The sequence below is a fragment of the Caenispirillum salinarum AK4 genome, assembly GCF_000315795.1.
GTDB lineage: Bacteria > Pseudomonadota > Alphaproteobacteria > Rhodospirillales > Rhodospirillaceae > Caenispirillum > Caenispirillum salinarum.
In genome coordinates, this window is sequence record NZ_ANHY01000015.1 from 100646 (window position 1) to 125933 (window position 25288).

Annotated in this window: 25 protein-coding genes; 18 read left to right on the forward strand and 7 right to left on the reverse strand. The window is 68.6% G+C overall.

The features are described 5' to 3' along the window. Nucleotide 1: 1 nt before the first annotated feature. The 7 genes from C882_RS15100 to C882_RS15130 form a co-directional block, all read right to left on the reverse strand. On the reverse strand, nucleotides 2-2671 hold the full coding sequence (locus C882_RS15100) for a NahK/ErcS family hybrid sensor histidine kinase/response regulator (RefSeq protein ID WP_009541506.1): 2670 nt from the start codon (nucleotides 2669-2671) through the stop codon (nucleotides 2-4). Next, nucleotides 2661-3803 carry a nitric oxide-sensing protein NosP gene (gene nosP / locus C882_RS15105; RefSeq protein ID WP_009541507.1) on the reverse strand — a complete coding sequence of 381 codons (1143 nt, stop codon included), beginning with the start codon at nucleotides 3801-3803 and terminating at the stop codon, nucleotides 2661-2663. The genes C882_RS15100 and nosP overlap by 11 nt, the downstream gene beginning before the upstream one ends. A gap of 120 nt (nucleotides 3804-3923) precedes the next feature. Further along, complete coding sequence (locus tag C882_RS15110; RefSeq protein ID WP_009541508.1) at nucleotides 3924-4460, reverse strand: rhodanese-like domain-containing protein; 537 nt, start codon at nucleotides 4458-4460, stop codon at nucleotides 3924-3926. A gap of 5 nt (nucleotides 4461-4465) precedes the next feature. Further along, nucleotides 4466-5266, reverse strand: coding sequence for an ABC transporter permease (locus C882_RS15115; RefSeq protein ID WP_009541509.1), 801 nt, complete (start codon nucleotides 5264-5266; stop codon nucleotides 4466-4468). Beyond that, nucleotides 5263-6027, reverse strand: coding sequence for an ABC transporter ATP-binding protein (locus C882_RS15120; protein ID WP_009541510.1), 765 nt, complete (start codon nucleotides 6025-6027; stop codon nucleotides 5263-5265). The genes C882_RS15115 and C882_RS15120 overlap by 4 nt, the downstream gene beginning before the upstream one ends. Then, on the reverse strand, nucleotides 6024-6992 hold the full coding sequence (locus C882_RS15125) for a YVTN family beta-propeller repeat protein (RefSeq protein WP_009541511.1): 969 nt from the start codon (nucleotides 6990-6992) through the stop codon (nucleotides 6024-6026). Before C882_RS15125 ends, C882_RS15120 begins: the two co-directional genes overlap by 4 nt. Nucleotides 6993-7006: 14 nt before the next feature. Continuing rightward, nucleotides 7007-8185 carry an ABC transporter substrate-binding protein gene (locus C882_RS15130; RefSeq protein ID WP_009541512.1) on the reverse strand — a complete coding sequence of 393 codons (1179 nt, stop codon included), beginning with the start codon at nucleotides 8183-8185 and terminating at the stop codon, nucleotides 7007-7009. Nucleotides 8186-8443: 258 nt separating this feature from the next. On the opposite strand from C882_RS15130, the gene adh reads away from it, so the two are divergent. The 18 genes from adh to C882_RS15220 all read left to right on the forward strand — a co-directional run bounded on the left by adh (nucleotide 8444) and on the right by C882_RS15220 (nucleotide 25263). Next, the gene (gene adh / locus C882_RS15135; protein ID WP_009541513.1) at nucleotides 8444-9964 is read left to right on the forward strand and encodes an aldehyde dehydrogenase; all 1521 of its coding nucleotides are present in this window, start codon (nucleotides 8444-8446) and stop codon (nucleotides 9962-9964) included. 77 nt (nucleotides 9965-10041) lie between these two features. After that, entirely contained in the window at nucleotides 10042-10443 is a 402-nt protein-coding gene (locus C882_RS15140) for a DUF779 domain-containing protein (protein WP_009541514.1), read from the forward strand. Nucleotides 10444-10607: 164 nt separating this feature from the next. Further along, on the forward strand, nucleotides 10608-11054 hold the full coding sequence (gene pedF / locus C882_RS15145) for a cytochrome c-550 PedF (protein WP_009541515.1): 447 nt from the start codon (nucleotides 10608-10610) through the stop codon (nucleotides 11052-11054). A 150-nt stretch (nucleotides 11055-11204) separates the two neighbouring features. After that, on the forward strand, nucleotides 11205-12056 hold the full coding sequence (locus tag C882_RS15150; RefSeq protein ID WP_009541516.1) for a substrate-binding periplasmic protein: 852 nt from the start codon (nucleotides 11205-11207) through the stop codon (nucleotides 12054-12056). A 12-nt stretch (nucleotides 12057-12068) separates the two neighbouring features. Then, the gene (locus C882_RS15155; protein WP_009541517.1) at nucleotides 12069-12893 is read left to right on the forward strand and encodes a quinoprotein dehydrogenase-associated SoxYZ-like carrier; all 825 of its coding nucleotides are present in this window, start codon (nucleotides 12069-12071) and stop codon (nucleotides 12891-12893) included. Further along, complete coding sequence (locus C882_RS15160) at nucleotides 12890-13831, forward strand: quinoprotein relay system zinc metallohydrolase 1 (RefSeq protein ID WP_009541518.1); 942 nt, start codon at nucleotides 12890-12892, stop codon at nucleotides 13829-13831. Before C882_RS15155 ends, C882_RS15160 begins: the two co-directional genes overlap by 4 nt. Before the next feature lie 238 nt (nucleotides 13832-14069). Continuing rightward, nucleotides 14070-14192: a pyrroloquinoline quinone precursor peptide PqqA gene (gene pqqA, locus C882_RS15165; RefSeq protein ID WP_009541519.1), complete on the forward strand. Its 123-nt coding sequence runs from the start codon at nucleotides 14070-14072 to the stop codon at nucleotides 14190-14192. A gap of 70 nt (nucleotides 14193-14262) precedes the next feature. After that, entirely contained in the window at nucleotides 14263-15204 is a 942-nt protein-coding gene (gene pqqB, locus C882_RS15170) for a pyrroloquinoline quinone biosynthesis protein PqqB (protein WP_009541520.1), read from the forward strand. Beyond that, nucleotides 15201-15968, forward strand: a complete 768-nt coding sequence (pqqC, locus tag C882_RS15175) for a pyrroloquinoline-quinone synthase PqqC (RefSeq protein ID WP_009541521.1) — start codon at nucleotides 15201-15203, stop codon at nucleotides 15966-15968. The genes pqqB and pqqC overlap by 4 nt, the downstream gene beginning before the upstream one ends. Beyond that, complete coding sequence (pqqD, locus tag C882_RS15180; protein WP_009541522.1) at nucleotides 15969-16259, forward strand: pyrroloquinoline quinone biosynthesis peptide chaperone PqqD; 291 nt, start codon at nucleotides 15969-15971, stop codon at nucleotides 16257-16259. Further along, entirely contained in the window at nucleotides 16256-17398 is a 1143-nt protein-coding gene (gene pqqE / locus C882_RS15185; protein ID WP_009541523.1) for a pyrroloquinoline quinone biosynthesis protein PqqE, read from the forward strand. Before pqqD ends, pqqE begins: the two co-directional genes overlap by 4 nt. A 192-nt stretch (nucleotides 17399-17590) precedes the next feature. Further along, a complete protein-coding gene (locus tag C882_RS15190) occupies nucleotides 17591-19336 on the forward strand; it encodes a PQQ-dependent methanol/ethanol family dehydrogenase (protein WP_043645915.1) in 1746 nt (581 codons plus the stop codon). Between the two features lie 203 nt (nucleotides 19337-19539). Further along, the gene (locus tag C882_RS15195; RefSeq protein WP_009541525.1) at nucleotides 19540-20256 is read left to right on the forward strand and encodes a response regulator; all 717 of its coding nucleotides are present in this window, start codon (nucleotides 19540-19542) and stop codon (nucleotides 20254-20256) included. 582 nt (nucleotides 20257-20838) lie between these two features. Continuing rightward, nucleotides 20839-21009: a Flp family type IVb pilin gene (locus C882_RS15200; RefSeq protein WP_009541526.1), complete on the forward strand. Its 171-nt coding sequence runs from the start codon at nucleotides 20839-20841 to the stop codon at nucleotides 21007-21009. A gap of 81 nt (nucleotides 21010-21090) precedes the next feature. Then, the gene (gene cpaB / locus C882_RS15205; protein ID WP_009541527.1) at nucleotides 21091-22110 is read left to right on the forward strand and encodes a Flp pilus assembly protein CpaB; all 1020 of its coding nucleotides are present in this window, start codon (nucleotides 21091-21093) and stop codon (nucleotides 22108-22110) included. A 37-nt stretch (nucleotides 22111-22147) separates the two neighbouring features. After that, nucleotides 22148-23638 carry a type II and III secretion system protein family protein gene (locus tag C882_RS15210; RefSeq protein ID WP_009541528.1) on the forward strand — a complete coding sequence of 497 codons (1491 nt, stop codon included), beginning with the start codon at nucleotides 22148-22150 and terminating at the stop codon, nucleotides 23636-23638. Nucleotides 23639-23658: 20 nt separating this feature from the next. Beyond that, nucleotides 23659-23961 (forward strand): hypothetical protein, encoded by a 303-nt coding sequence (locus C882_RS15215; protein ID WP_009541529.1) that lies wholly within the window; start codon nucleotides 23659-23661, stop codon nucleotides 23959-23961. A 57-nt stretch (nucleotides 23962-24018) separates the two neighbouring features. Next, a complete protein-coding gene (locus tag C882_RS15220; RefSeq protein ID WP_009541530.1) occupies nucleotides 24019-25263 on the forward strand; it encodes an AAA family ATPase in 1245 nt (414 codons plus the stop codon). Nucleotides 25264-25288 lie beyond the last annotated feature (25 nt).

Below are 25288 nucleotides of genomic sequence, written 5' to 3' on the forward strand. Positions count from 1 at the left end.
TTCACCCATCCCCTTCACCCCCCACGCCACCACCCGCCAGCAGGTGGGCGAGCAGGCTGCGGAGCCGCGCCGGGCGGGCGGGCTTGGTCATCAGGTGCCAGCCACGGTCGCGGACGGCCTTGGCGATGTCCTCGGTCCGGTCGGCCGTGATGACGATGGTCGGAATGCGGCGGCCCAGGTGGGCCCGCAGGGCGGCGGCGGAGTCCAGGCCGATGGCGTCGTCGGCAAGGTGATAGTCGGCGATGATGATGTCGGGCACCACTCCGGCCGCGTCCACGGCGGCCAGAAGGCCGTCGGTGTCCACGGCCGTGACCGGCTTGCAGTGCCAGCCCTTCAGCAGCGCCGCCATGCCGGCCAGGATGCTCGTCTCGTTGTCGATGACGGCCACCGTTGCACCCGCCACCCGGTCGCGGGCCCGGGTCGGTGCCGTGCGGCGCACCACTGGTACGGCGGCGCGGTCGCCCCGCGGCACGATGATGCCGAAGAACGATCCCTTGCCGGGCCGCGAGCGCACGACGATCTGATGGCCCATGCGCCGGGCGATGCGTTCCACGATCGCCAGGCCCAGGCCCACGCCGTTGTCGCCCCGCCGGTCGGGGTTGGCGCGCAGGCGCCGGAATTCCTCGAAGATTTCCCGTTGCTTGTCCTCGGGGATGCCGATGCCCGTGTCCCACACGCCCACCAGAAGCCCGTCGCGGTGGCGGCGGCAGCCCAGCAGGATGCGGCCCTCGGCGGTGTAGCGCAGCGCGTTGGACAGGAAGTTGCGCATCACCCGGCTGAGCAGTTGCTGGTCGGTCCGCACCACGCAGGAGCGCGGAACGTGGCGCAGCGTCAGTCCCCGCGCCTGGGCCAGCGGCGCGTGCTCGGCGGCCAGCGTCGCCATCAGGTCGGCGATGGGGAAGTCGCGCACGTCCGTGGTCAGCACGCCGGCATCCAGGCGGGAGATTTCCAGAAGCGCCGACAGAAGCTCGTCCACCGCCTCCAGCGCCGCCGTCACGTTGTTCAGAAGCTCCCGGTTCGGACCGGACATGCGGCGGTCCTGAAGCGCCCCGGCGAAGACGCGGGCGGCGTTCAGCGGCTGCAGAAGGTCGTGGCTGGCAGCCGCCAGGAACTTGGTCTTGGAAAGGTTCGCCTGCTCGGCCTCCGCCTTGGCGTGGCGCAGTTCCTCGTTGAGCGTGGTCAGCGCGCGGGTGCGTTCCTCCACCCGGATTTCCAGGGTCTCCTTGGCCTCGCGCAGGGCTTCGGCGGCGCGGCGGCGTTCGGTGATGTCCTGGATCAGGGCGAAGAAGCCCAGCACCTCGCCCGACCGCGCCACATGGGGCACGTAGGTGGCATGGGCGTATTCGATGCTGCTTTCCTCGGTGGGCAGGTGCATCTCGAAGGTCACGGGCTCGCCGGCCAGCGCGCGGTCCACATAGGGCTTGCGCAGGCGGTAGAGGGTGGGGCCGAGCGCCTCGTCCATCTCCCGCCCGTTGATCTCGTCGCGGGGGCGGCCGAACCAGTCCTCGTAGCCGCGGTTGGTGAAGCGGTAGCGGCGGTCGGCGTCCACATAGGCGATGAGCGCCGGCATGGCATCGGTGATGAGGCGCAGGCGGCGCTCGCTGTCGCGCAGGGCCTCTTCCGACCGCTTGCGGGCCGTGATGTCCGTGTACGTACTGACGAAGCCGCCGCCGGGCATGGGATTGCGCCGCACCTCCAGCACCCGGCCGGACGACGTGCGGTGCTCCAGGACCGCCGGCAGGTCCAGGCTGTCGCGCCAGGTTTCGGGATCGTCGTCGACCAGAAGCTGGGCGCGGATGGTCGGGTTGCGCAGGAACTTTTCAAGGCCCGCGTGCAGGGCGACCGTCTCGGGGTCGATGTCGAGCAGCTTGGAGAAGCCCTCGTTCCAGGCCACCAGCCGGAAGCCGCCGTCGAACACGGAGATGCCCTGCGTGATGGTGTCGAGCGTCGCCTGAAGCAGCACCGACTTTTCCGCCAGTTCCCGCTCGCGCTGGCGGGCTTCCGCCACCTTGATCTGGGTGATGTCGGTGTAGATGCCGACGATGCCGCCGTCCTTGGTGGGGCGCTCGTTGATCTGGATCCAGGTGCCGTTCGTCAGCTTGACGACGATGGGTTCGCCGGGGTCGCGGTGCTGGCGCATGCGGAAGCGCAGCCAGTCGCCGGCAGTCTCCACCGTCGGCCGGCCGCCCGGCGCGCTGTCCATGACCTCCACGATGTCCAGTTCCAGGGCCCGGCGCGCCACCTCGGAAAAGGGCATGCCCGGATGGATGTGGTCGGACAGCCCGGGCCACAGCAGGCGGAACTTGGTGTTCAGCAGCACCACCCTGTCGTCGGCATCGCACAGGATGAAGCCTTCCGAAATGGTCTCGATGGCCTCGCGCAGCAGGGTCTGGGCGCTTTCCGCCTGGTCCTTGGCGATGGAGAGGTCGCGGTTGGTGCGCTCCAACTCCCGCAGGGCCTTTTCCAGCGCCTGGGTCCGCTCGCGAATGCGGTTTTCCAGCACGATGGCCGTCTGGAACAGGGAAAAGGCGTTGCCCTGGTAGTCCATGCTGCGCTCGACCCGGTCCATGAGGACCTTGTTGATCTTGCGCAGCTTGGCGTTCTCGTGCTCCAGCGCCGCGATGCGGTCCTCGGCCGTGACAGCCGTTTTGGGGTCGCCGTCAGCCGCCATAGCCGATCGCCACGCCGGTGAAGGTCTGGTTGACGTGCATGGCGCCGAACTGCTCGCCGTAGGTGTTGAAGCCGATGACGCGCTGGTCGGCCAGCAGGCACGAGACGTCGTCCAGGATGTCGTTCTGAGCCAGTTCCAGGTTGCGCAGGATGCAGTCGCAGCCGATGACAAGCTGCGCCGGCCCGATGCGCGATTGCACCCGGCGGAAGGCATCGCGCAGGTTCTCGGTGATGTCGACGCCCGTGGCGGCGGTCAACACGATGCCCTCGTCGATGGCGCAGTAGAAGGTCAGGCTGCCGTCGGGGTTCACCTTCTGGATGGAGCGCACGTAGGGCACCCCACCCACCTTCACCACCACCGGATGGGCGGCGAACATCATGGGGGTCAGTTCGTCGATCTGCACGCCGTGGACGCGCGCGTATTCCAGGGCGGCGGGCTCGGCGTTGATCTCGGTCACGACGCGGCGGGTGGGATCGGCCTCGGTGACGACCATCTTTTCGTCCGACGCGACGAAGTGCTCGGTCTTGAACACCTCGAAGGGGTTCTGTGTCGCCACCAGCAGCAGGACGGCGGCATTGCTGTGGAACGCCCCGCCGTAGAGCACGCCCGTTTCCCGGAACGCCAGATCATCGCCGGCCGAACCGCCGAACAGCGGGATTTCCCCCAGGGCTTGGTAGAGGCCCGAGACCACCCGTTCCTCGCAGGCCGACAGCCCGTCGATGAGCAGCATGGCAAAGACCTGATCGGTGCGCATCCCCGGCATCCGGCGGCTGAGGCTGGTCAGGCCGTCCTGCACCAGTTCCACCCCGTCGGCGACGGAAAATTCCTCCAGGTTGTCGATGCGCCGGGCCACGGCCTGGAACTCGGGCGCGGCGAGGCTGACCCCCGTCAGCGTGCCGCGCCGATAGCCGAGCGGGGTCAGTTCCCCGGCGGTCGTGCAGCCGACGACGCAGGTGTCGGGGAAGGCGGCGGTCAACCCGGCGGCCAGCGCACGCCGCGGATAGGTGGAGGACGCAAAGGCGATGACCAGGGCGGCGTCGGGCTGGGTCAGGTCGTTGGCCAGTTCGCGGACGGCCTGGCCGGGCTGGTCGGCGCGGGAGTAACCCCGCCGCACGCGCGGCGTGTTGAGCATGGTAGGACGCCTCCCCGGCATGATCGGCGGCGGGCTTGCCCCGCTCGCCCACGTTTGTTTCCATCATGCGACGAAGGGCGCGCCCAGGGAAATGAGTCTTTCGTGCCGGGTCCGGCTGCTTCAGGGCCACGGCGGCGGCTCGCCCGGCTCCAGCGGCAGGCCGGCGGCCGCCCAGTCGTCGGTGCCGGCGGGGAACCACAGCACCGGGCCGTAGCCCCAGGAGGCGGCGCGCTTGGCGGCGTTCCACGACATCCAGCAATCGGCCATGCAGTAGAAGACCAGGCCCCCGCCCGGCCGTTCCGCCGCCAGCCGGTCCAGGTGCTTGCGCAGCCAGGCGGAGTCCTCGGGCGTGATGTCACCCTTGCCGGTGTTGGGCAGCCAGAGGGAGCCGGGGATGTTCTCGCGCGGCTCCGGCCGGGTCCAGGCGCTTTTGCCGTCGCCGGTGTCGTGGCGGGTGGCGGGGATGACGTCGATGAAGACCGCCCCGCCGCTTTCATGCAGCGCACGGGCCTCGTCGATGCCGATCACCCGGCCGCCCGGCACATGGTCGGGCACGGGCGCGCGGTAGTGGTCCATGCGGTAGCCCGCCGGCGCCTCCACTTGGGCGAGCGCGGGGGCGGCGAACGCCAGCAGAAGGGCGAGAATGACGGTACGCATGTCTCTCAGGCCTCCGCCGCCTTGCGTTTCATCAGGCCCCGCGCCGGATCGTACCCAAGCACCGCGAAGCCCAGGAAGACGGCAGCGGCGAGCAGTGTCCAGCCCAGCGCGGCGGCGTTGAACTCCAGGTACAGGGCGAAGCGGATCAGTTCGACCGCGTGGGTGAAGGGGTTCACGGCGCAGATCTGGTAGAGGATAACGCTGCTCTCCCGCATCTTCCACAGCGGGTAGAGCGCCGAGGAGCAGAAGAACAGCGGAAATACCACGAAGTTCATCACGCCGGCGAAGTTCTCCAGCTGCTTGATGGCCGACGACAGCAGAAGCCCCAGCGCCCCCAGCATCATGCCGCTGGCGATCAGCGCCGGCAGCACGGCGAGCAATCCCCAGCCCGGCGTCTCGATGCCGAAGGCCCGCGCGATCAGCAGGAAGGCATAGACCTGCAGGATGGACACCACGGTGCCCGCCAGCAGCTTGCACACCAGCAGCCACCAGCGGGGCAGGGGGCTCGTCAGCAGCACGCGCATTGAGCCCATCTCGCGGTCGTAGACCATGGACAGGCTGCTCTGCATCCCGTTGAACAGCTGGATCATCCCGACCAGTCCGGGAAGGATGTACAGCTCATAGGTAATGTAGGTCTCATAGGGCGGCATTATGGAGACACCGAGAGCGGCCCGGAAGCCGGCGGCGAAGACCAGCAGCCAGATCAGCGGCCGCACCAGGGCGCCGAGGAATCGGCTGCGCTGGTGGACGAAGCGCAGGATTTCCCGCGCGATGATGCCCCGCAGGGCGATGAGGGCGGCGCTCATTGGGCGGCCTCCGTCAGCGGTGCGGCATCGGGGCCGGTGAGGCGGTCGAAGGCGGTGGCGAGGTCCTCTGCGCCGGCCTGCTTCAGCACGTCGGACACAGCACCTTCGGCCCGCACCCGCGCCTTGTGCAGCACCACCACGCGGTCGGTGGCGGGGTCGACCTCGTCGATCAGGTGCGTGGTCCACAGCACCGCGAGCCCGGTGTCGCGGGCGAGCGCATGGACGTGCGCCACCAGCGCCTTGCGGGTGGGCACGTCCAGGCCGACGGTGGCCTCGTCCAGAAGCAGCAGGTCGGGCTTGTGCATGAGCGCGCGTGCGATCTCCACCCGCCGGCGGTGGCCGCCGTTGAGCGCGCGGACTTTCTCCGTCGCGCGGCCGGTCAGGTCCAGGCGCTCCAGTTCCTCGGCCATGCGGGCCTCGGTGACCTTGCGGGGCAGGCCGTGCAGGCTGGCGAAGACGCGCAGGTTCTGCGCCACCGTCAGGTCCAGGTCCAGCGTCGGCTGCTGGAACACGATGCCGGTACGCGCCAGCGCCTTGCGCGGAGCCGCCGCCATGTCGTGCCCCAGCACGGTGATGGTCCCCGGCGGCGGCTTCAAGAGACCGGCGGTCAGCGTCATCAGCGTGCTCTTGCCCGCGCCGTTGGGGCCGAGCAGGGCCGTCACCCCGCCGGCGGGCACATGGAAGGACACATCCTCCAGCGCCGCCCGCGGGCCGTAGGAGAAGCTGAGACCACGTATGACCAAGGCCGCGCTGTCGGTCATTCCACGATCGCCAGGCCCCAGGGGTAGCGGCCCACCTTGATGGTCTTGCGCACGCTCATGTCCTCCACGTCGATGACGGAAACGTCGCCGGAAACGCCGTTGGCGGTGAACAGAAGCTTCTCGTCCGGGGTCAGCGTCATGTGCCAGACGCGCCGGCCGACCAGCAGGTAGTCTTTCACCTCATAGGTCTGCGCGTCCACCACGGCGACATGGTTGGCCGGCCCCAGAGAGATGAAGGCCGTTCTGCCGTCGCTGGTCAGCTCCATGCCCACGGGCTGGATGCGGTCCGGGTGGATGTTGGGCAGCTCGAAGGAAATCTTGTGCACGATCTCCTTGCTGTCCACGTCAATGATGGAGACCGTGCCGCCGATCTCCGACGACACCCACAGCAGGCTGTCGTCCCTGGTGAAGACCGCATGGCGCGGGCGCTGGTCCACCAGCGTGTTGGCGACCAGCTTTTGCGTGGCGGTGTCGATCCAGTGGACCATGTTGGTGGTCTCGCTGGTGTTCACCGCCCATTTGCCGTCATGGCTGACGGCCATGCCCTCGGGCTCCACGCCCACGTCGATCTGCTCCACCACCTGACGGCTTTCCGTGTCGACCACGGTGACGATGGCGTCGTCCTCGTTGGCGATGTAGAGGTGCCGGTCGTCGGGGTGCAGGGCGAACTGCTCGGGGTCTTCGCCCGAGGGCAGGTTGTGGAGGATCTTGCGGCTGGCGATGTCCATCACCTGCACGGTGTCGCTGTCGGAGGCGCAGATGTAGAGCGTCTTCTGGTCCTTGCTCAGCGTGATGCCGCGCGGGCGCATGCCGACGGGGATGGTGTCGACGACTTCCAGCGTCTCGATGTCGACCACCGACAGGCTGTCATCCTTCTCGTTCGAGACATACAGCGTGCCGGCCGCCAGCGCGGGCGAGGCCGCCAGGCCCAGACCGAGGGCCAGAAGGGTAGTGCGCAGGCGCATGGACGTGTCCTTTCTCATCGGTCGCAGTCCACCTCGGGCGCGTCGTACCCGAGCGTGTCCAGTTCGGTTGTCTGGTGCAGGAAGCCTTCCATGGGCGCCAGCGCCACCAGGGCGCGCGGGGCGGCCAGCGGGATGGGCTGGCGGAGTTGGCCGCTCCACGGGCGGTAGGTCAGCTTGCGGCCCTTGAAGCCCGCCAGCTCGAAGGCGTCGGAGCGGATGAAGGCGTTGACGGGTTCGAATTCGATGGTGTTCTCGCGCGTCACCGCCTCGCCGACCGAGCGCACGGCGGCCCAGGCGGCGTAGTCTTCCGGCCTCATGGGGCGGCCGGCCAGTTCCTCGAAGCGGTTCTGAAGCTGCACCGCGCCCCACTGCTCCACCACCTTGTGCCAGGCGGTGGGGACGAGACCCTGGGTGCCGGCCACAAGCGTCGGCTCCCAGGTGTTGTAGGGGATGTATTCGCCGAAATCGCCGCGCTCGTCGGCGACGATCAGCATCTGATAGTCGACATCCTGCGTGACGAGGGGAATTTCCTCGTGCGCAGTGCGGCGGATGTCGTGGTCCCACTGCCATTCCTTCTCCGCCACGATCTCGGCGCCGAAGCGGGCGGCGGCGCGGCGGATGGCATCGGCGAAGGCCTTGTCGCCCGTGGCCGGGCCGATGACCAGGAACCACTCCCGCCATTGCTTCTTCACCAGGAATTGCGCCAGCGCGTCGGCCAGCATGGCGCGGGAGGGCAGGGTGTGCAGCACGTTCGCCAGGCACGCCGTCTGCCGCAGGGCATCGTCCGGCGCGCCGGCGTTGAAGATGAGGGTGTCGGCGGCCTCGGGCAGGGCGGCGACCGTCTGCAATTCCTCGGCCGTCAGGTCGGTGACGATGAGGCGGTGGCCGCTGTCCCGCAGTTGTCGGAAGCCGTCGGCCACGTCGCCCTCCAGCGGCACGACCAGTTCCGTCAGCGTGTAGTCGTGGCCCATGAAGCGGCCGGTGGTGTCGTTGTCGGAAATGCCGAGCCGCGCACCCGCCACGCCCTTGTCGGCGGGGATTTCGTCCAGGTTGGACAGGACCGGCGGCAGGTCGCGCTCCTTGCTCAGCCAGCCGATGTCGACGGCCTGCATGGCCTTTTCGGCGGCGAGGGCGGGCAGGGCGGTCAGCGCGGTCGACAGGCAGAGGGCGGCGAGAAATCCAGTGCGGCGCATGAGTCCTTGATCCCTGGTGTACAAGGGAAATCATGGTCGCGCGCGGAGCCGTCCGGCGGCAATGCGACTATTGTACGGGTTCTCCTTCCGATGGATCGGGCGTAGCGTCGGCACGCTGCCACGCTTGTCTTCGCCGCGACAGTAAAAATCTCCGCTGCACTGCCGTGTACCAAAGTTGAATGGAGAAAATGCCGGCCCTGAGAGCATAGTCCCTCCACACACCGACCCGCTCTCAATGTGGCCTTAGGAGGGAACACCATGCTCCAGCAGGAACTCGACAAGCTCCAGACCAAGTTCGCCATCCGCGAGCGCTACGAGAACTTCATCGGCGGCGAATGGGTCGCACCAGTGAAGGGGCAGTACTTCACCAACATCAGCCCCGTGAACGGTCAGCCGGTGTGCGAAGTCGCCCGCTCCACCGCCGAGGACGTGGAAAAGGCGCTGGACGCCGCCCACAAGGCGTTCCCCGCCTGGGGCAAGACGCCGGTCGCCCAGCGCGCCGCGATCCTGAACAAGATCGCCGACCGCATGGAGCAGTACCTGCCGCTGCTGGCGCTGATCGAGACCACCGACAACGGCAAGCCGATCCGCGAGACCACCGCCGCCGACCTGCCGCTGGCCATCGACCACTTCCGCTACTTCGCCGGCTGCATTCGTGCCCAGGAAGGCACCATGGGCGAGATCGACGGCGATACGGTGGCCTACCACTTCCACGAGCCGCTGGGCGTCGTCGGCCAGATCATCCCCTGGAACTTCCCGATCCTCATGGCCGCCTGGAAGATCGCCCCGGCGCTGGCCGCGGGCAACTGCATCGTGCTCAAGCCCGCCGAGCAGACGCCCATGAGCATCATGGTGGTGATGGACATCATCGCCGACATCCTGCCGCCGGGCGTGCTGAACGTGGTCAACGGCTTCGGCGTGGAAGCCGGCAAGCCGCTGGCGACCAGCCCGCGCATCGCCAAGGTGGCCTTCACCGGCGAAACCACCACCGGCCGCCTCATCATGCAGTACGCGTCGGAAAACATCATTCCGGTGACGCTGGAGCTGGGCGGCAAGTCGCCCAACGTCTTCTTCGCCGATGTGATGGCCGAGGACGACGCCTTCTTCGACAAGGCGCTGGAAGGCTTCGCGCTGTTCGCGCTCAACCAGGGCGAGGTCTGCACCTGCCCGTCGCGCGTGCTGGTGCAGGAAAGCATCTACGACGACTTCATGGACCGCGCCATCAAGCGCGTGCAGCAGATCAAGCAGGGCAGCCCGCTCGATCCGTCGACCATGATCGGCGCCCAGGCCTCCGTCGACCAGCTGGAGAAGATCCTCAGCTACATCGACATCGGCAAGCGCGAGGGCGCCAAGGTGCTGACCGGCGGCGGCAAGGCCGAGCTGGGCGGCGACCTCGACAGCGGCTTCTACGTGGCGCCGACGGTGTTCGAGGGCCACAACAAGATGCGCATCTTTCAGGAGGAAATCTTCGGCCCGGTCGTGTCGGTGACCACCTTCAAGGACGAGGCCGAGGCGCTGGAGATCGCCAACGACACGCTCTACGGCCTGGGTGCCGGCGTGTGGAGCCGCGACATGAACACCGCCTACCGCATGGGCCGGGGCATCCAGGCCGGTCGCGTGTGGACCAACTGCTACCACCTGTATCCGGCGCACGCCGCCTTCGGTGGCTACAAGCAGTCGGGCATCGGCCGCGAGACCCACAAGATGATGCTCTCGCACTACCAGCAGACCAAGAACCTTCTGGTCAGCTACAGCCCGAACGCGCTGGGCTTCTTCTAAGAGCCCGCGCGCGACACCCGGAGCCGGGCTCCCCGGCCGGCTCCGGGTCTTTTCCCGATCCCGCAGGAGCCGCCGCCATGGTCGACCGCGTCACCGTCACCCCCGACGCCGAAGCCGTCATCGGCCGCCTGCGCGAGACGCACGGCCCCCTGATGTTCCACCAGTCGGGCGGCTGCTGCGACGGATCGGCGCCCATGTGCTACCCGGAAGGGGACTTCCGGGTCGGACACGCCGACGTCTACCTCGGCACCGTCGCCGGCTGCCGCGTGTTCATCGGCGCCGCGCAGTTCGAGTACTGGAAGCACACCCAACTGACCATCGACGTCACCCCCGGACGCGGCAGCGGCTTTTCGCTGGAAGCGCCGGAGGGGGTGCGGTTCATCACCCGCTCGCGCGTGTTCACCGATGCCGAGACCGCCGAACTGGACGCCGCCGGCCCCGCGCCGCGCGCCGACGAATTGCCGGCCGCCACCGCCTGAAGATCGCCGCCCGGCATCGTACCAAAGTCGTCTACCGCGACCCGGCCCACCCCCGCTAGCCTGCAAGGGACGGTGACGACGACGACCAGACCCGACGACGAAGACGACGGCGCCAGACGCCCCGCTTCATCCACCGCCACAGCGTATTTCCGAGGAACGGCCCCATGACCTTCTTCCTTCGCACCGCCTCCGCCTTCGCCATCGCCGGTCTCGCCGCCTTCGCCGGTGCCTCCGCCCTGCCGACGGCCGCCGTCGCCCACGGCGACGTGACCCCCCAGGCGGTCGACGTGACCGGCCTGGAGCCCCTCGGCGACGAGTGGGTGGAGGAAAACCCCTACCGCGGCGACGCCAAGGCCATCGAGATCGGCTCGTCCGCCTATAACCAGAACTGCGCCCGCTGCCACGGCCTGGAGGTCATCTCCGGTGGTGTCGCGCCCGACCTGCGCTACCTGCCGCAGGGCCTGGAGGGTGACGAGTGGTACGTCATGCGCGTGCGCAACGGCGTCGTGCGCAACGGCATGACCTACATGCCCGCCTTCGAGGAGACGCTGAGCCAGGAAGCCCTGTGGGCCATCCGCGCCTACATCGAGGAAAAGTACACGGAAGAGTGAACCTCCTATACGCCCCGGCGATTGGCATCGCCGGGGCTGCGTTCAAGCGGCACGCAGCCTCACGCGCCATAAGGCGCGGCGGCCAATCGGCCTTGCCGGGCGACAAGTCTTTGTTTTCAAGTGTCGTCCGGTATTAGCGAGAGGGTAACGATGGGTATTATCCGCCTCCTGACCGTTCTTCTCGCCGTCCTGCTGACCGGGGCGTGGCCGACCACCGGCCACGCCCTGTCGCTTGACGAGATCATGGAGAAGGGCTCCATCCGCATCGGTGTCTACCGCGACTTCCCGCCGTTCTCCTACCGCGACGACGCCGGCAAGCTGGTGGGCATCGACGTCGACATCGGCCGCGAGATCGCCGACCGCATGGGCCTCAAGGTCACCTACATGGAATTGACCGCCGACGAGAACGTCGACGACGACCTGCGCAACGGCGTCTGGAAAGGCCACTACCTGGGCGGCGGCGTCGCCGACGTGATGCTGCACATGCCCGTCGACCGCGAATTGAACATCCGCAACGACCTGGTGGTGCTGTTCGGCGCCTACCACCGCGAGGAATTCCTGGTCGCCCGCGATCCGGTGAAGACGGATGGCGTTCAAACGCTGCCGGTCTTCGCCTACGAAAAGATCGCGGTCGAACTGGACAGCCTGCCGGACCTCTATCTGTCCGGCGCCTTCGGCGGACGGCTGCTGCCCGGGATGGTGCGCTTCGCCACGCCCATGGAAGCCGTGAATGCGCTCGTCAACGGCGAGGTCGCCGGCGTCATGGCGCCCGCCAGCCAGCTTGAGGCAGGCCTGAAGAACCACCGCCAGCGTTTCGAGATCGCCGCCGTGCCGACGCCGGGCCTGGTGAAGACGGCCTGGGACGTCGGAGCCGCCGTCAAGCACACCTACCGCGCGCTCGGCTACGCCGTCGGCGACGTGATCGACGCCATGGAGGCCGACGGCACGATGAAGCGCATCTTCGCCGACCACGGCGTCACCTGGCGCCCGCCCGAACGCTGAGGAGACCGACCCATGCGCCTATCCTCCCTTGCAAGCCTCGCCCTGGCGGTCTGCCTCGCCGTATCTCCCGCCGGCGCGTCCGACGTGACGGACCCGCTGGACTCCGTGGTCTGGGACTACGTCCACGAACAGCTTCTGAACGGCGAGCCGGTGGTGTTCGACGACCGCGTGCAGGTCTTCGCGCCGGAGAAGGTGGAGGACGGCCGCATGGTCCCCGTCTCTGTCCGCGCCGACGGCATTCCCGACGTCAAGCAGATCCTGGTGCTGGGCGACCTGAACCCCATCCCCCGCGCGGTGATGCTGGAGCCCATCAAGGCCCGCCCCTTCATCGCCCTGCGCATGAAGGTGAACGAGGGCACGGCCATCCGGGCGGCGGTGAAGACCGGCGACGGCGTCTGGCACCTGGGCGGCACGGTGGTCCAGGCCCCCGGCGGCGGCTGCGCCGCACCCCGTCTGGTGGCCGACGGCGGCAACTGGGAGGACCACCTGGGCGAGGTCCGCGCCCGCGCCTGGCGCACGGTGGACGGCGCCGACCGGCTGCGGCTGATGATCCATCACCCCATGGACACGGGGCTGGTGGACAACATCCCCGAATTCTTCCTCGACCGCCTGACCATCACCAATGCGGCCGGCGAAGAGGTCGCGCGCATCCAGGCGTGGTCGGCCATGAGCACCAATCCCGTGTTGACGCTGGAGATCGCGCCGGACGGTGTCACGGCCCCCGGCACCGCCTACGCGGTCTCCGGCGTCGACAGCGACGCCAACGAGGTGTCGGCATCCATCCCGGCCCCCAGCCAGACCATGCCGCCGCCGCCCCTGCAGGAGGCCATGCGATGATCCGCCGCGCCCTGATCCTGTCCGCCGTGGCGCTTGCGCTGGCCATTTCCGCCAAGGCGGCCGACCTGTCCTACGACTTGACGCCGCAGGAGGTCGCGCCCGGAACCTACGTACTGGAAGGCACGCGGGAATACTTCACCCGCGAGAACGGCGGCAACATCGTCAACACCGCCTTCATCGTCACCAACGAGGGCGTGGTGGTGATCGACAACGGCCCGTCCAAGCGCTATGGCGAGGAACTGCGCGCCGCCATCGCGCGGGTGACCGACAAGCCGGTGCTGCGCGTCATCGTCACCCACCTGCACCCCGACCACTTCCTGGGCGGACAGGCCTTCGAGGACGTACCGGTGGGTGCCACCGCCGCGACCCGCGCCGGCATCGCCGAAGAGGGGACCATGGTGACGGAAAACCTCTACCGCCTCAGCGGCGACTGGATGCGCGGGACGGAAACCGTCGTGCCGTCGGAAACGCTGGAGGACGGGCAGGTGATAAAGGTCGGCGGGCATACCCTGCGCCTGCTGGAACTGTCGGGCCATACCGAGAGCGATCTTGTGGTGATGGACGAGACGACGGGCGTTCTGTTCGCCTCCGACCTGGTCTTCCACGACCGCGCGCCGACTTTCCCGCACGCCGACATCGCGGTGTGGCTGGAGTCGCTGGACACGCTCCAGGCGCTGGACTTCAAGGTGCTGGTGCCGGGCCACGGCCCCGTCACCCGCGATGCCGGCCCCATCGAGCAGACCCGCGCCTATCTGCAATGGCTGAACGGCGCCCTTCGCGAGGCGGCCGCCGGCGGGCGCGAGATCACCGAGGTCATCCGTATGCCCATCCCGCCCGAATTCGCCGACATGGACCTCGTGCGCGACGAACTGACGCGTAGCGTGCTGACGCTGTACCCGGAGCTTGCCCGCGACAGCCTGCCCCCGGCGTCCAATTGAGGGGGCGGGGCGGTTGGCGGCACGCGTGGACCCCTGCTTTCGCAGGGGTGACGGATTTCATTATGGAAAACAGTCGCTTAAACAACGTCGTCATTCCTGCGAAAGCAGGAATCCACATCCGCTGTCAGACGACTTGGGCAACACTCCGCGGAACCCTCCTGAAGCTGCCCCATCATCCGGTCACGCCAACTAGTCCAAAGTCGCATTGTTGGCGGGGGGCGCCGGCCATACAGTTTTCTTGTCACGTAAAGACACCTGGAAACCTGGAAAGGACGACGCGATGAAGACCTGGAAGAAGCCGAAGTTCGTCGAGATCATGGTCGGCCTGGAAATCAACAGCTACGCCTGCGCCGAGGACTGAGCGCCGGCGGTACCGACCAGCCCCGCCGGCTCCCGCCTCCTTCGATGAACGATGACCACAGGAGCACGCCTTGCTTCGCATCCTAGTCCTCGGCGCGGGAGCCGGTGGTGGTTTCCCTCAATGGAATTGCGGCTGCGCCCAGTGCCGCCGCGCCCGCGCCGGTGATCCGGCGGCCCCCGTCCGCACCCAGTCGTCCATCGCGGTCTCCGCCGACGGCCTGCGCTGGACCCTCATCAATGCCTCGCCGGACCTGGGCCGCCAGCTTCTGGATCGCCCGACGCTGCACCCGGTCAGCGACACCCGCCACAGCCCCATCTCGGCGGTGGTGGTGACCAATGCCGACGTGGACCATGTGGCGGGCCTGCTGACCCTGCGCGAGGGGCATCCGTTCCCGCTCTACGCCACCAACCGGGTGCACGGCATCCTGGGTGCCAACGCCATCTTCAACGTGCTCAACCGTGACATCGTCGACCGCCGCCCCCTGGCCGTGGAGGCGCCCGAGCCGCTCACCGACGCGCGCGGGGAGGGCCTGGGCTTCACGGTGGAGCTGTTCCCCGTGCCCGGCAAGATCGCCCTGTGGCTGGAAGACCCCACCAAGCCCGGCTTCGGCTCCGTGCCCGAGGATACGGTCGGCGTGAAGGTGACCGAGGTCCTGCCCGGCGGCGAGGAAGGCGCGCACTTCTATTACATTCCCGGCTGCGCCGCGCTGCCGCCCGATCTGGCGGCCCGGCTGGACGGCGCGGCGCTGGTGCTGTTCGACGGCACCACCTACACCGACGACGAGATGGCCGCCCACAAGGTCGGCACCAAGACCGCCGGGCGCATGGGCCACATGGCCATGAGCGGCCCCGACGGCTCGCTCGCCGCCTTCGCAAAGCTGAATGTCGGCCGCAAGGTCTACATCCACATCAACAACACCAATCCCGTCCTGGTCGCCGACACCGCCGAACGCCGCGCGGTGGAAGAGGCCGGCTGGGACGTGGCCTTCGACGGGATGGAGATTGCCTTATGACCTTCCAGTTCGTTCGCCCGCCCGTCGCCGACGCCGCGCCCATGAGCCCGTCGGAACTGGAGGCCGCGCTGCACGCCATCGGGGCGGAGCGCTACCACAACCTGCACCCCTTCCATAAGCTGCTGCACGGCGGCAAGCTGTCCAAGCCCCAGGTGCAGGCGTGGGCGCTCAACCGCTACTGCTACCAGGCGGCCATCCCGCGCAAGGACCACGCCGTCATGGCGCGGCTGGAGGATCGGGAGCTGCGCCGCATCTGGCTTCAGCGCGTGCTCGACCACGACGGCCGCGACGCCGACCAGGGCGGCATCGAGCGCTGGCTGATCCTGACCGATCACCTGGGGCTGGACCGCGAGTACGTCATCAGCCAGCAGGGCGCCCTGCCGGCGACGCGATTCGCCGTGGAAGCATACGTGCGCTTCGTCTGGGACAATCCCGGCCTTGTCGCCATCTCCTCGTGCCTGACGGAACTGTTCGCGCCCAAGATCCACGCCGAGCGCATTTCCGGGATGCTGGAGCACTACGATTTCGTGGAAGACCGGGTGATGGCCTACTTCCGCAAGCGGCTGGACCAGGCCCCGCGCGACGTGGACTTCGCGCTGCGCTACGTGCTCGACAACGCGAAGACCGTGGAGCAGCAGAACGCGGTGCTGAACGCGCTGACGTTCAAGTGCAATGTCCTGTGGGCGCAGCTTGATGCCCTCTACGCGGCCTATGTGGCGCCGGGCATGATCCCGCCGGGGGCCTTCGTCCCGCAGGAGGGCTGAATGTTGGTGACCCGCACGCTGATTACGGCGGAGTCCGTCCCGCGCCTCGCCCCGCACGTCACGCTCAAGCACGACACGGTCCGCGACCGCTGGGTGGTGCTGGGGCCGGAGCGGATGCTTGTGCCCGACGAGATCGCGGTGGAAATCCTCCAGCGCTGCGACGGGGAGCGCTCCGTCGCCGCCGTCGTGGGCCTGCTGGCGAAAGAGTTCAACGCGCCGGAGGACGACATCGCGGGCGACGTCCGCGAGCTTCTCCAGGCGCTGGCCGACAAGGGGTTCGTCCGCGCATGACCAACCTGCACCCCAAGCCCCGCGCGAACACCGCGCCGCCGATCGACCTGCCCGTCGCCATGCTGGCGGAACTGACGCACCGCTGCCCCATGCGGTGTGCCTACTGCTCCAACCCCGTGGCGCTGGAGCGGCCGGAATGTGAATTGTCTACCGCCGAATGGCGCGGGGTGCTGTCCCAGGCCGCGGCCATGGGGGTGATGCAGGTGCATTTCTCCGGCGGCGAGCCGACCGCGCGGCGGGATATCGTCGACTTGGTGCGCTATGCGGTGGAGGAGGGGCTGTACACCAACCTCATCACCTCTGGCGTGCTGCTGGATGCGGCCATGGTGTCGGACCTTGCACGCGCGGGGCTGGAGCATGTGCAGCTCGCCTTCCAGGATTCCGAGGACGAGGGGGCGAACATCGTCGGCGGCTATCACGGCGCGCTGGGGAAGAAGCGGGCGGCGGCCGGGCTGGTGAAGGATGCCGGGCTGGCCCTGACCGCCAACCTGGTCATCCACCGCCACAACGCCCCGCGCGTGGGGGCGATGATCGACATGGCGCTGGAGATGGGGTGCGAGCGGGCCGAGGTCGCCAACGTCCAGTACTACGGCTGGGGGCTGATGAACCGGGCCGCCCTCATGCCGTCCAGGGCGCAACTGGCGGAAATGACGGCGACGGTGCGCGAGCGGCAGGCGCGCTATACCGGCCGGATGGTCATCGACTACGTCATCCCCGACTATCATGCCCGCCGGCCCAAGGCCTGCATGGGCGGCTGGGCGCGGCGGTTCCTCAACGTCACGCCGACGGGCAAGGTGCTGCCCTGCCACGCCGCCGAGACCATTCCGGGCCTTGTCTTCGATACGGTCCGCGACAGGCCGCTGCGGGACATCTGGGACACCGGCCAGGCCTTCGAGGCCTATCGCGGCGACGCCTGGATGCCCAAGGACTGCCGCTCCTGCGAGCGCAAGGAATTCGACTGGGGCGGCTGCCGCTGCCAGGCGCTGGCGATCGCCGGCGACGCGGCGGCCATGGACCCGGCGTGCGATCTGTCTCCGCACCATGCCGCCATGGCGGCGATGGCGGAAGACGAGGCCGACGCCGACGCGCGCGCTTTCGTCTATCGCGCCTTCGGGGCGCACAAGGATAGTACTTTTTGACCATTGCGGGTGAAAGGCCCGCCAAAGAAAATAATCAACATACCCTGGATAGCACCCGGGAACTCCACTGAAAAACGAAGGGATTTTCTCTTCAGCTTTCCTGGAGAACGCTACCGTTGTGCCCAAAGGGGCGCGGGCGGGATCATCGGAACAAGGGAGGAAGCGGTGAAGCATTCCATTCGCAACTGGGCGATGGCGGGGGCCGGCGTGTCCCTGGCGCTGGCCCTGATGACGGCCCCGGCGCAGGCGGCGGGCGTGACGGACGAGGACATCCTCAACGACCAGCAGACCACGGACGACGTCGTCTCCTACGGCCTCGGCCCGCAGGGCCAGCGCTACAGCCCGCTGGACAAGATCAACCGCGACACCATCGGGCAACTGACCCCCATCTGGGCGTTCTCCTTCGGCGGAGAGAAGCAGCGCGGCCAGGAAAGCCAGCCGCTCATCAAGGACGGCGTGATGTACGTCACGGGGTCCTACTCGCGCCTCTATGCCATCGACACCAAGACCGGCGAGGAGCTGTGGGAGTACGAGGCCCGCCTGCCCGACGGCATTATGCCCTGCTGTGACGTCGTCAACCGCGGCGCGGCGCTCTACGGCGACAAGGTGTATTTCGCGACGCTGGACGCCAAGCTGGTGGCGCTGGACGCCAAGACCGGCAAGACGGTGTGGCGCAAGACCATGGGCGACTACAAGGCGGGCTACTCCGCCACCGCCGCGCCCATGATCGTCAACGGCAAGATCATCACCGGCGTGTCGGGCGGCGAATTCGGCGTCGTCGGCAAGGTGGAGGCGCGCGACACCGAAACCGGCGAACTGGTCTGGTCGCGTCCCGTCATCGAGGGCCACATGGGCACCCTCAACGGCGAGGAAAGCACCATGACCGGCACGCTGAACGCCTCGTGGGAAGGCGACATGTGGAAGTGGGGCGGCGGTGCGACCTGGAACGGCGGCACCTACGATCCCGAGACGAACCTCATCTACTACGGCACCGGCAACCCCGCACCCTGGAACAGCCACCTCCGTCCGGGTGACAACCTGTACAGTTCGTCCACCCTGGCGCTCGACCCGGATACCGGCGAGATCAAGTGGCACCTGCAGACCACGCCGCACGACGGCTGGGACTTCGACGGGGTCAACGAGTTCGTCGCCTTCGACATGGAAAAGGACGGCGAGGTCATCAAGGCCGGCGCCAAGGCCGACCGCAACGGCTTCTTCTTCGTCGCCGACCGCGAGACCGGCAAGCCCCTGTCCGTCACGCCCTTCGTGACCAAGATCACCTGGGCCGAGGGCTGGGACCTGGAGACCAACAAGCCCATCGTCATCCCCGAAGGCCGGCCGGGCAACCCCGCCGAGGCCGACGGGACCAAGGGCAAATCGGTGTACTCCTGCCCGTCGTTCCTGGGCGGCAAGAACTGGATGCCCATGGGCTACAGCCCCAAGAGCAAGCTGTTCTACGTGCCCGCCAACGAATGGTGCATGGACATCTGGAACGAGCCCGTCACCTACAAGAAGGGCGCGGCCTACCTGGGTGCCGGCTTCACCATCAAGCCGCTGTACGAGGACTACATCGGCGCCCTGCGCGCCATCGACCCGACCACCGGCGAGATCAAGTGGGAGTACAAGAACCCGGCCCCCGTCTGGGGCGGCGTGCTCTCCACGGCCGGCGATCTGGTGTTCTTCGGCACGCCGGAAGGCTTCATCAAGGCCTTCGACGCCGAAAGCGGCGAGGAACTGTGGAAGTTCCAGACCGGCTCTGGCGTCGTGTCCAGCCCCGTCACCTGGGAAGAGGACGGCGAGCAGTACATGGCCGTCGTCTCCGGCTGGGGTGGTGCTGTGCCGCTGTGGGGCGGCGAGGTCGCCAAGTCGGTCAAGTACCTCAACCAGGGCGGCATGGTTTGGGTCTTCAAGCTGCCCAAGGACGCCGGCCGCACCTGATCGACCCGGCCCCTGACGTGACGACGATGTAACACCTCACCTGGACGACTCGGGCGGCTCCTTGCGGGCCGCCCATTTTTCTGTCTGGTGTATGCCTCCAAAGTGCTACTCGACCCCGGCGTCGGAGCGGGGGTATCGTTCTTTCAAGGGGTCTCGAACCATATAAGTAAAAAGAAATATCGACGACAGGGAGAAGGACGGGCATGCCCCGGGATCTGCTGATGTCCAAGGAAAACGCCACCGACACGCCGCCTGCCGTCCTTGCGGACGAGGCCGGCTCCATCCTCATCGCCGACGATCACCCGCTGTTCCGCGACGCTCTTTTCCAGGTGGTGACGGAAACCTTCGCCGAGCACGACACCCGACAGGCGCAGAATTTCGACGAGGCCATGGCGGCCGCGCGCGAGGACGACGCCCTGGAACTGATTCTGCTGGACCTGAACATGCCGGGCATGAACGGCTTCAACGGCCTGATCGCCCTGCGCAACGAGGTGCCCATGGTGCCGATCGTCGTCGTCTCCGCCACCGAAACGGCGCAGACGGCCAGCCAGGTGCTCACCTTCGGTGCGTCGGGCTTCCTGCCGAAATCGCTGTCCAAGGCCGACATGGCCGACGCGCTGAGGCGCGTTCTGGACGGCGACATTTATCTGCCGCCCGACCTGGAACGCCAGATGGAGGATGGCCGCGCGCTCACCCCCGAGGAACAGGCGCTGGTGGAGCAATTGGGCGCCCTGACCAACCAGCAGCGCCGCGTGCTGGAAATGCTCGTGGCGGGCAAGTCCAACAAGATCATCGCCTACGAGCTGGACATCGCCGAAAGCACGGTCAAGGCGCACGTCTCCGCCATCCTGCGCAAGCTGGGCGTGACCAGCCGCACCCAGGCCGTCATCACCGCCAGCAAGATCATCGACCAGCTCTGACGCCGGCGCTCTGCCGCCCGCCCCGGCGCCTGGCCCCGCCGCTCCCGCAATGATGCCGGGGCGCGTGGGGCTTTTGGTTTTCCGGGGGGCGGTCTTTTTCTTTCTCGCCTGAACGAATATTTTCCGTCTCTTTCACCGTTCGGCGTAGCCGCGGCGCGCACGTCGTGGCTGAATCAGCCGGGGCTCGCAGCAGCAGCGGGTGGTAGAACGAGTCCTTCGACCTGTCCCGTCTCTCCGACCTCGGTCGCGCGACCGCACCCCGAAAGCCATCGCTCAGGCAACCTGAGGGCGGCATTATTGACCGGGAACTGCCGGAAGTTGGTGTCTTGCCGGGTCTCACCCCGGTCGGATGCGTTGGGGACGCGACGTCATCGGGCGCCGCGGGAACAACGGGTGAGAGTACGCCTTCCGCGAGTCTGCTTCGCTCAAAATATCGGACCTCCTCTCCCGCCGATAGATTGCGACAGGGGCATGACGCCTGCGACCCTTTGCGTGTCGTCGAGGCGTCTCGCCAAATGTTCGCGTGGCCTCGACTGTCTCGGACGAAATCCAACTGCTCCGTTCAGCCGAGGAGATGAAGACATGTCGAAGATTGTTGCGCTCAGCCGTTCGCTCATGAAGGACGACGAGGGCCTGGCCCTGGTGGAATACACCATCCTGCTCGCCCTCATCGCGGCGGCCGTCATCACGGTGATCAGCACCGTCGGGACCAAGGTCCTGGGCTACTGGAACACCTTCAACGGCAACTTCTGAGCCGGTGTCGCACCGAATGCGAAGAACCGGGGCCGGGCCGCCTGAAGGCCCGGCTCCGTCTCCGGCACGGGGGAGGCGATCATGCGTATGCGTTCAATCCTCGTTCTCGGCCTGGCCGTGGCCCTGGGGACCGGTTCGGTCTTCCTGGCGCGGCAGTGGGTCGAGGGCAACACACGGGTGGCCGGGCCGTCCGAGCCGGCGGTCGAGCTGACCGGCGTCGTCGTCGCCCGCGTGCCCCTGCACTTCGGCAACACGCTGGCCGAAGAAAATCTGCGAGTCGTCCGCTGGCCGGCGGAGACCCTGCCGGACGGCGCGTTCACCTCCATCGAGGCCCTGCTGGGCGGTCCGGACGGTGAAAGCCGCGTGGTCCTGCGCGGCATCGAGCCCGGCGAGCCCGTGCTGGCGAGCAAGGTTTCGGGCTTCGGCGGCCGCGCCACGCTGTCGTCGATCATTGCCGACGACATGCGCGCGGTGACCATCCGCGTCAACGACGTCAACGGCGTCGCAGGCTTCGTCCTGCCGGGCGACCGGGTGGACGTCATCCTGACCCGCACCCCCGACCGCGACCAGGGCGTCACCGACATCCTGTTGCAGAACGTGAAGGTTCTGGGCGTCGACCAGCAGGCCAGCGAGAAGAACGACGACCCCGTCGTCGCCCGCGCGGTCACGCTGGAGGTCACGCCCGTGCAGGCCCAGAAGCTGACCCTCGGCCAGACGGTCGGGCAGCTCAGCCTGGCGCTGCGCAACGTGCTCAACGTCGATGCCGCCGCCGCCCGTCAGGTGACCCTGACCGACCTTGGCGTGCCCGAGCCGCCCAAGGCAGAACCCGAGGCCGCTTCGGCGCCCGCGCCGGTCGTGCGCGCTGCCCCGGCCGGCGACGGCCGCCCCACGGTTCGCGTCGTGCGTGGCCTGGAAAGCAGCGAGCAGAAGGTTTCCAGCGAGCCCCGAGGCCGCGCCGCGCCGCCGGCCGCCGTCGCGCCCGCTCCGGCTCCGGCGCCGCGCCTGATACCCGAACCCGCGCCCGAGCGCGCCCCGGCGGAGCCGCCGCCGGTGCTGGTTCCGCGCGGCTCCGATCAGGTCGTGCAGTTGTCCGGTACCTGATCCGCTTCGTCATCAACGCCCGCAAGGAGGCATGGACATGCGCCCCGTCCGTACCCTCTCCGCGCGCCGCAGGCCGTTTGCCGTGTGGCCCGCCTTTGCCCTGGCCCTCGCGGCCGCCGTCCTGGTCGTGCCGGTGCTGCCGGATGCGGCCCGGGCCCAGTCCGCGCCCGCGGCGCCGACGCCCCTGCTGGTGCCCACCGAAGACGGCATGGCCGGCGACATGGTGGTGCCCGTGGACAAGTCGCAGGTGCTGCGCGTCGACCGCCGCTTCACCGACATCCTGGTCGGCAACCCCGAAATCGCCGACGTGATGCCGCTGACCGACCGTAGCATCTACGTGCTCGGCAAGAAGCTGGGCTCCACCAACCTGACCATCTACGGCCCCGGCAACCGCCTGATCGCCGTGGTGGACCTGACCGTCACCTACGACGTCGACGGCCTGAAGGCCCGCCTGCACGAGATCGTCCCCGGCGAGCCGGTGGAGGTGCGCGGCATCAACGGCGGCATCGTGCTGTCGGGCAGCGTCTCCAGCCCGCGCCAGCTGGAGCGCGTGCTTTCGGTGGCCGAACGGTACGCGCCGGAGGCCGTCACCAACCTGCTGTCGCTGAACGGCAGCCAGCAGGTGATGCTGTCGGTCAAGGTGGCCGAGATGCGCCGCTCCACCGCTCGCCAGCTCGGCCTGGGCGGCATCACGGCGGCGGCGGGCGCGGGCTCCAACTTCTCGCCCGTGGACATCGCCGCCAGCCCCGCCGCGCTGGTCAGCAACATCCTGGACCCGCAGTCCTTCCTGACCGCCGGCCTGGGCGTTCTGGACGGCCGCTGGTTCCTGCAGACCGCCCTGAACGCGCTGGAGGAAAAGGGTGCGGTCAAGGTGCTGGCCGAGCCCAACCTGATCGCGCTGTCGGGCGACACCGCCACCTTCCTGGCGGGCGGCGAGTTTCCCATTCCCGTAGCCCAGGACAGCGACGACGACGGCACCACCATCACCGTCGAGTTCAAGCAGTTCGGCGTCAGCCTGGGCTTCACGCCGACCGTGCTGGACGGCGACCTGATCAACCTGGTTGTCAGCCCCGAGGTCAGCCAGATCGACCCCAACACGTCGGTCACGGTGTCGGGCTTCACCATCCCGGGCCTGTCCACCCGCCGCACCACCACCACGGTGGAGTTGCGCGACGGCCAAAGCTTCGCCATCGCCGGCCTGCTGCAGAGCAACTTCTCGGACAACATCAGCCAGATCCCGGGCATCGGCGACCTGCCCGTGCTGGGCGCGCTGTTCCGCTCCACCGAGTTCCAGCAGAACGAGACCGAACTGGTCATCATCATCACGCCGCACCTGGTCCAGCCGGCCCCGCCGGGCGCGCTGGTGGCGCCGACGGACTTCTTCACCCCGCCGACCACGGCCGAGCTGTTCCTGCTGGGCAAGGTGGAGGGCGAGGCCGCCGTCGCGCCCGCAACCGCCGAGGCCCGCGCGCTCGGCGCCCGGCCCGGCGGCGGCATCAGCGGCCCCTACGGCCACATCCTGAAATGAGCCCGAGGGAGACACCGGCCATGACCGCCCGCATTCGCATCCCCGCCGTCTTCCTCGGCCTCGCCGCCGCCGCCAGCCTCGGCGCCTGCGCCGAGCCGGGAGAGACCTCGCCCAACTTCGGTGCCGCCGTGCGCCACAACATGGCGGTGCACATCATCAACCCCGCGCCCGATTACGGGCCGGGGGCCCAGCCGACCGGATCGGGCCGGCGTCAGGCGCTCGCCACCGAACGCTACGCCACCGGCACCGTGATCCGCCCGCCGGCCCCCAGCACCACCACCGGCGCCTTGAGTAAGAGCGAAGGCAGCGGCGGGAGTGAGTGAGCCGCCGGTCCGTCCGGCCCCGCACCGCCGCGCCGCCCCGCGACAGGAGACCCGTCCATGACCCACATGATGTCCAGCAAGTCCCTCTCCGTGTCCGCGCTTTGCCGGTCCGAGGCGACGGCGGATGCCGTCCGGGCGGCGCTCGGCCCCGACCGGACTGTGCGCTGCTCGACGCGGGTCGGTCCCCTGGCCGAAACCGCCGGCGCGGTGGCGCAGGACGCGGCCGCGGCCGACGTCATCATCGTCGACCTGGACCTGTCCGACCATGCCGAGATCGACGCGCTGGACCGCACGATCTCCGGCCCCTGGGCGGATGTCCCCGTGGTGGTGACCGCGCCCGACACCGACCTGGCCGGGCTGCGCCGCCTCATGCGCCTGGGCATCGCCGACGTGGTGCCGCAGCCGGTGACACGGTCCGACCTGCTGGCCGGCATCCAGGCGGCGCAGGCGCGCCGGGCACGGACCGCGTCGGTGCCGCCGGGCGTCCCCGAGACTCCGGCCGCCGACCGTCGTCCGGCGCGGCGCGGCGGCTTGACGGTGGCGGTGCTAAAGGCCGGCGGCGGCTGCGGGGCGACCACCATGGCCGTGCATGTGGCGGCCGCCTTCTCCCGCCTCGCCAACCGGCCCCGCGCCGTCGGCCTGGTGGACCTGGACGTGCAGTTCGGCACCTGCGGGCTGTTCCTCGACATGCCGGTGGAGACCTCGGCGGTGGAGGTGCTGCGCGCCGGCCGGCGGCTGGATGCCGACATGCTGCGCGCCGCCGTGCAGCATCATCGGTCGGGGCTCGACCTGCTGGGCGCGCCCGACCACGTGGTGCCGCTGGACGAGGTGACGCCCGAGGCGGTGGAGCGCCTGACGGCCGCCTGCCGCGACCTGTGGGGCTGCACGGTCATCGACCTGCCGAGCGCCTGGACCGACTGGACCCGCACCGCGCTGGAGCAGGCCGACGTGGTGCTGCTGGTCATGCAGATGAGCGTTCCCGCCATCCATCAGGCGGCGCGGCAGCTTGAGACGCTGGCCGCCGAGGGGCTTTCGGAGACACCGGTGATCGGCGTCGTCAACCGCTCCGCCAAGGGCCTGTTCGGGCGCGGAGAGATGGTCAAGAACGCCGAGAAGACGCTGGGCATCCCGCTGACGCACCTGATCCCAAGCGACTGGAAGGCCGTCTCCGCGGCCGTCGACGCCGGCGAGACGCTGTTCGAGGCCCGTCAGGCGCGTCCCGCCCGCAAGGCGGTGGAGGACGTGGTGAAGGCCGTGCTGGCGGCGGCCCGCAGAACGGAAACCGCAGGGGCCGCCGGCTGAATACCGGCAGGCGCGCGGCGAGACG